Annotated in this window: 5 protein-coding genes and 1 pseudogene; 1 reads left to right on the top strand and 5 read right to left on the bottom strand. The window is 74.2% G+C overall.

Annotated elements, in window-relative coordinates:
- The 4 genes and pseudogenes from EBN88_RS28850 to EBN88_RS28835 form a co-directional block, all read right to left on the bottom strand.
- Nucleotides 1-1,103 (bottom strand): annotated as a pseudogene (locus EBN88_RS28850) (hypothetical protein); the annotation flags it as partial.
- Between the two features lie 7 nt (nt 1,104-1,110).
- On the bottom strand, nt 1,111-1,488 hold the full coding sequence (locus tag EBN88_RS28845) for a hypothetical protein (protein WP_147472898.1): 378 nt from the start codon (nt 1,486-1,488) through the stop codon (nt 1,111-1,113).
- An 81-nt stretch (nt 1,489-1,569) separates the two neighbouring features.
- Nucleotides 1,570-1,881, bottom strand: coding sequence for a hypothetical protein (locus EBN88_RS28840; RefSeq protein WP_122399952.1), 312 nt, complete (start codon nt 1,879-1,881; stop codon nt 1,570-1,572).
- Nucleotides 1,882-1,934: 53 nt separating this feature from the next.
- Nucleotides 1,935-2,273 carry a hypothetical protein gene (locus EBN88_RS28835; protein WP_122399951.1) on the bottom strand — a complete coding sequence of 113 codons (339 nt, stop codon included), beginning with the start codon at nt 2,271-2,273 and terminating at the stop codon, nt 1,935-1,937.
- A 318-nt stretch (nt 2,274-2,591) separates the two neighbouring features.
- Between EBN88_RS28835 and EBN88_RS28830 the strand changes: the two genes are divergently transcribed.
- A complete protein-coding gene (locus tag EBN88_RS28830; RefSeq protein WP_233581085.1) occupies nt 2,592-3,593 on the top strand; it encodes an AraC-like ligand-binding domain-containing protein in 1,002 nt (333 codons plus the stop codon).
- 22 nt (nt 3,594-3,615) lie between these two features.
- Here the strand turns inward: EBN88_RS28830 and EBN88_RS28825 are convergent, their stop codons facing one another.
- Nucleotides 3,616-4,116: an iron chaperone gene (locus EBN88_RS28825; RefSeq protein ID WP_122399949.1), complete on the bottom strand. Its 501-nt coding sequence runs from the start codon at nt 4,114-4,116 to the stop codon at nt 3,616-3,618.
- Nucleotides 4,117-4,349 lie beyond the last annotated feature (233 nt).

Raw genomic sequence — 4,349 nt, 5'->3', positions numbered from 1 at the left:
GCCCCGCCGTGTGCGCTCGCGCCGGGCGGCGGCGTGAACGGCCGCCCGCCGAGGGACGCCTCGTGCAGCGCGAACCGGGTGGCGGCGCGCGAGCGCAACCCCAGGTTGCGCAGCGCCTGTTGCGGCCCGGTGGGCCCGATGCTGGGCGGCACCGCGCCGCCGTAGAGGCCGGCGATGGTCGCCGCGCCCGTCAGGCCGCCGGCCGTGGCGATCGCGCCCGGCCCGGCACCGAGCCCCGACAGCCGGGTGGCGTACTCCGTCACCTCGCCGAACGGCTCGCCGGTGACCGGGTCGATCCACCGGCCGGCCACCGGGTCGAACTCCCGCCCGGTCGCCGGGTCCACCAGGAAGCCGGTGGAGGGGCTGCGCACCCAGCCGGCGAAGTCGCCGCCCTCCGGGCCCAGCACATGCGCCGACGGGTGCCACTCGGTGCCGATGACCGCGCCGTTCGGCGCCACCTGGGCCCGCCCGGCGACGCCGCCGCCCGCCTCGTGGAACGTCATCGGCCCAAAGGAGCCCCCGGCCACGCCGGCCACCCCGGCCATCCCGCCGCCCCCGGCCGCCACCGGGGTGGCGCCCGGGCCGGCGCCGCCCTCCGGCGCCGGCGGCGCGGTGCCGCCGATCACCCGGGCGAACTCCTCGCCCAGCGCCTCCAGTTCACGCCGCGCCTCGGCGGCCAGCCGTTCCTTCTGCTCCTCGGCCTCCACGTTGGCCGTCCGCACGCCCATGCCGTCGGGCAGCTGCTCGTTGCGTTCCAACTGCCACTGCCGCCACTCGTCGAACTCCACGTCCAGCCGGGCCGCCTTCTCGCTGGCCCGGGCGGAACGTTCGGCCGCCCGTTGCAGCTGGTCCGCGATCTCGCGGGCCACCGTCGCCGCGCCCTCGGCCCAACTGCTGGTGGCCTGGAGGCGGTCGGCGAGCCGCAACAGCCCCACGCCCGGCTCCCCGGCCGCGCGGCGCGCGGTGCCCGACAGCGCGCCGGACTCCGCGCCCGCGCTGTTGGCGAGCGCGATCCAGGCGCCGGCGGCCGCGAAGATGGAGATGTAGTCGCTGCTCCTGATCCGGTCCACCGCGTCCCGGAACGCGCTGTCCGCCGCGCTCACGGGCCCGTCACCGCCCGCCGGGCGAAGGCGTGGCGGGGGGCGGGGCCAGCGTGGGATTCGACAGGTCGAGCATGAGCAGCACGCCCACGATCTCCGCCTGCTCCCTGGAGAGCGTGCGCCTGGCCGCCGCGTCGGCGCCCTCGCCGATGCCGGCCGCTGTGGCGGCGCTGTTCCTGATGTCCTCCACGGTGTGCCCGGCCCGTTCCAGCTCCGTGAGCATGGCGAGCGCGGCGGACCGCAGCGCGGTGGCCGCCCGGTCCGCGTTCGGCACGTCGCCGAACATCGCGGTGTTCGACGCGACAAGCGCGAAGTTGGCCTTCAGCCGGGCGAGTTGGTCGCGCTCGCCCGCCCCCTCCTCGGCGTTCCGCAGGCCGCCGATGTTCATCGTGACCACGATGGCTCCGTCTCCCCCTGGTGTCCCGTGGTTGCTCACGTCGACGGCGCGTGCCGTCGCGTGGGTGTCCCGTCAGCGTCCGCCGGCGGCGGCGCGGACCATGGCGGCGCCGCCCTCGTTGCCGATGCCCTGCACCTGGCGCATCGCGGTGTTCTGCGAGGAGACGCTCTGGTCGAAGCCGGCGGCCTCGCGGCGGAAGCGCTGATCGCGTTCGGTCAGGACCGTGCCGATCTGGGCGTCCACCTGACCGTTGTTGACCAGCGCCAACAGCTGGTTGCGCACGGTGTCCCAGATCTCGATGTAACGCTCCTGCTGGCCCTTGGTGCTGGCCTGGATCGTGTCCAGCCCCTCGTTCCTGAAGTGGATGACTCCGTCGAGCGACATGCTCGTCCTCCCCCTTGTCCCGGTGTCGGTTCGTTGCTCGGTGTCGAGTTCGTTCAGATCTGCGCGGCGATGGTCAGGTCCGCCGGGACGGTGGGTGCGGTGACGCCCTGGAGCGCGCCGCGCGCCTGCTCGTCTGTCTCGCGGCCGGTGGCGGCGGTCAGGCCCAGGCCCTGGGAGAGGCCGGAGAGCGCGTTGGCCAGCGCCTGGCCCGCCCTGCCGAGGTCCTCGTAGGTCTGGACGCCGACGGCGGTGCCGCTGCCCCGGTAGGCGGTGCCGAGGCTGATGCCGTGTCCGCCGATACCGGTCGCGACCTCCCCCATGTCCTCGTAGGCCCGCGCGATGATCGCCTGGACCCGGTCGACCTCTTCCGGAGAAAGCTTGATCTCTTCCATCAGCGGTGTGCTTCCTGATCGGTTGCTGCTCGATACCTGCTGTTTGGTGGCCTGTTCAGGCGCTGCCCGGTCGCTGTTCGGTCGGTCCCCGGTCGTTGTCCGGTCATGCGGCGGGCGGCCGTTGTCGGTCCTCTCGCGGATGACCCATCGTTGGCGAGTGTGCCGCGCCGGCGGGCCTCGTTCCTTAGCACCGCGTGCCAGCCGCTGTGCGCTGCGCGCCACGTCGGCGGCCCGGGTCGGGGAACCGGACCGGAACCGGCCCGAGGCGCGGCCACGTCTCCGTGACGGACCGCCCCTGTCAGCGATCGAAGGTGACCGATGATCACAACCAGCTTGACGAGCGAGCACTTACCGAGAGCGGAACGCTTCGACTGGTGGCAGGACATGACCGTGTCCGCCCTGATCCCGACGGACCTGTCGACCGACCACCCGGAGGACTTCCGGTCCTCGATCACCATGGTCGACCTCGGCCCGGCACAGATCTCGGCGATGGCCTACCCCTCGATCTCCCGGGTCCGCCGCACGCCCCGGCTGATCCGGCGCAGCGACCCCGAGTACCTCCAGCTGTCGCTGACGCTCGACGGGACCATGGCCCTGACCCAGGCGGACAACGAAACCGTCTGTCCCGCCGGAACGTTGCTGCTCTACGACTCCTCCCGCCCCTTCCACGGCGCGGCCCTGCCGAAGGAGGGCGGCGGGGTGCGGCAGATCGTCGCGCAGCTGCCGCGCCGCCTCGTGCCGGTCCCGGACCACCAGCTGGCCGCCGTCGTCGCCGACCGGCTGCCGGGTGACGGGGGCATGGGGGAGCTGCTGGCGCACTTCCTCGTCCAGGTGACGAACCGGGCCGACACCTACGGCCCCCGCGACGGGGCGCGGCTGCTCCCGGTCCTGATCGACCTGCTCTCGGGCACGATCGGCCAACGACTCGACGACCGGCAGTCCGGGGACCCGGCCGAGGAACGCCCCACGGCCGCCTTCCTGAGCGCCCAGCGCTACATCCTGTGTCACCTGGACGAGCCCGACCTGTCGCCGGCCCGGATCGCGGCGGCCCACCATGTGTCGGTCCGTTCGCTGCACCGGCTGTTCCAGCGGAACGGGACGACGGTGCGGTCGTTTCTGCGGGAGCAGCGGCTGGAGCGGGCGCGGCGGACGCTGATGGACCTGGCCTCGGCGCGGCTGTCGATCGCGGCGATCGCGCGGCGACACGGCTTCACTCACCCGGGCGACTTCACCCGGGCGTTCCGGGCGGCCTACGGCCAGCCGCCGCGCGACTACCGGGAGGCGGCGCTGCGGGGCGCGGCCGGGTGCGGCGGCGCGTGAGGACGGCCGGCGCGCGCCGCGTTCAGCCAACGGCCCTGACCACCAGGTCGCGGATGCGCCGCTCGTCGGCGGGCGTCAGCCCCGTCAGCGCGAAGGCGGTCGGCCACATCGTGCCCTCGTCGAGGGTCGCCGCGTCGTTGAAGCCGAGGGTCGCGTAGCGCGCGTTGAACTTCGCCGCGCTCTGGAAGAAGCAGACGACCTTGCCGTCCCTGGCGTAGGCCGGCATCCCGTACCAGAGCCTGGGCGTCAGCTCCGGCGCGCTGGCCTTGACGATGGCGTGCACCTGCTCGGCCATCGCCCGGTCCGAGCCCTCCATCTCGGCGATCTTCTCGACCACGGCGGCCTCGTCCTGGGCGGCGCGCTCCTCGCGCGACAGGCGGCGCGAGGACGCCCTGACCTCCTTGGCGCGTTCCTTCATCGCGGCCCGCTCCTCGGGCGTGAAGCCCTCGGCGGCGGCGTCGGACGCCCGGCCCCGCCCGCCGGCGGTCCTCGCGGCGGTCTTCTTCTTCTGGCTGTCGGCCATGGGGGATTCCTTCGTTGTCTCACATGGTGGTGCGGTTCCATCCTGCTGCTCGGCGGTCGCCGGGCGGGCCCCGCCGGTCAGCGCGTCGTGCCGGCGCGTTGGTGGGGGGTGGCGTCGAGCCGGCCGCTCAGGTTGGTGACGCCGACCGACCCCGCCGGCGCCGCCGAGCACCGCGCGGCGGGCCGCGCGGTGCTGCGGCACCTCACCGAGGCGGCCACCGCCGGCCGCTGACC

Origin of the sequence: Streptomyces triticirhizae (assembly GCF_003696235.1) — a bacterium.
GTDB lineage: Bacteria > Actinomycetota > Actinomycetes > Streptomycetales > Streptomycetaceae > Streptomyces > Streptomyces triticirhizae.
The sequence above is the reverse complement of the archived record's forward strand: the minus strand, read 5'-3'. Positions and strand labels throughout refer to the sequence as shown.

Coding starts and splice junctions, on each gene's coding strand:
- EBN88_RS28845 (WP_147472898.1), bottom strand. CDS start 1,488: ATGAACATCGGCGGCCTGCGGAACGCCGAGGAGGGGGCGGGCGAGCGC.
- EBN88_RS28840 (WP_122399952.1), bottom strand. CDS start 1,881: ATGTCGCTCGACGGAGTCATCCACTTCAGGAACGAGGGGCTGGACACG.
- EBN88_RS28835 (WP_122399951.1), bottom strand. CDS start 2,273: ATGGAAGAGATCAAGCTTTCTCCGGAAGAGGTCGACCGGGTCCAGGCG.
- EBN88_RS28830 (WP_233581085.1), top strand. CDS start 2,592: ATGATCACAACCAGCTTGACGAGCGAGCACTTACCGAGAGCGGAACGC.
- EBN88_RS28825 (WP_122399949.1), bottom strand. CDS start 4,116: ATGGCCGACAGCCAGAAGAAGAAGACCGCCGCGAGGACCGCCGGCGGG.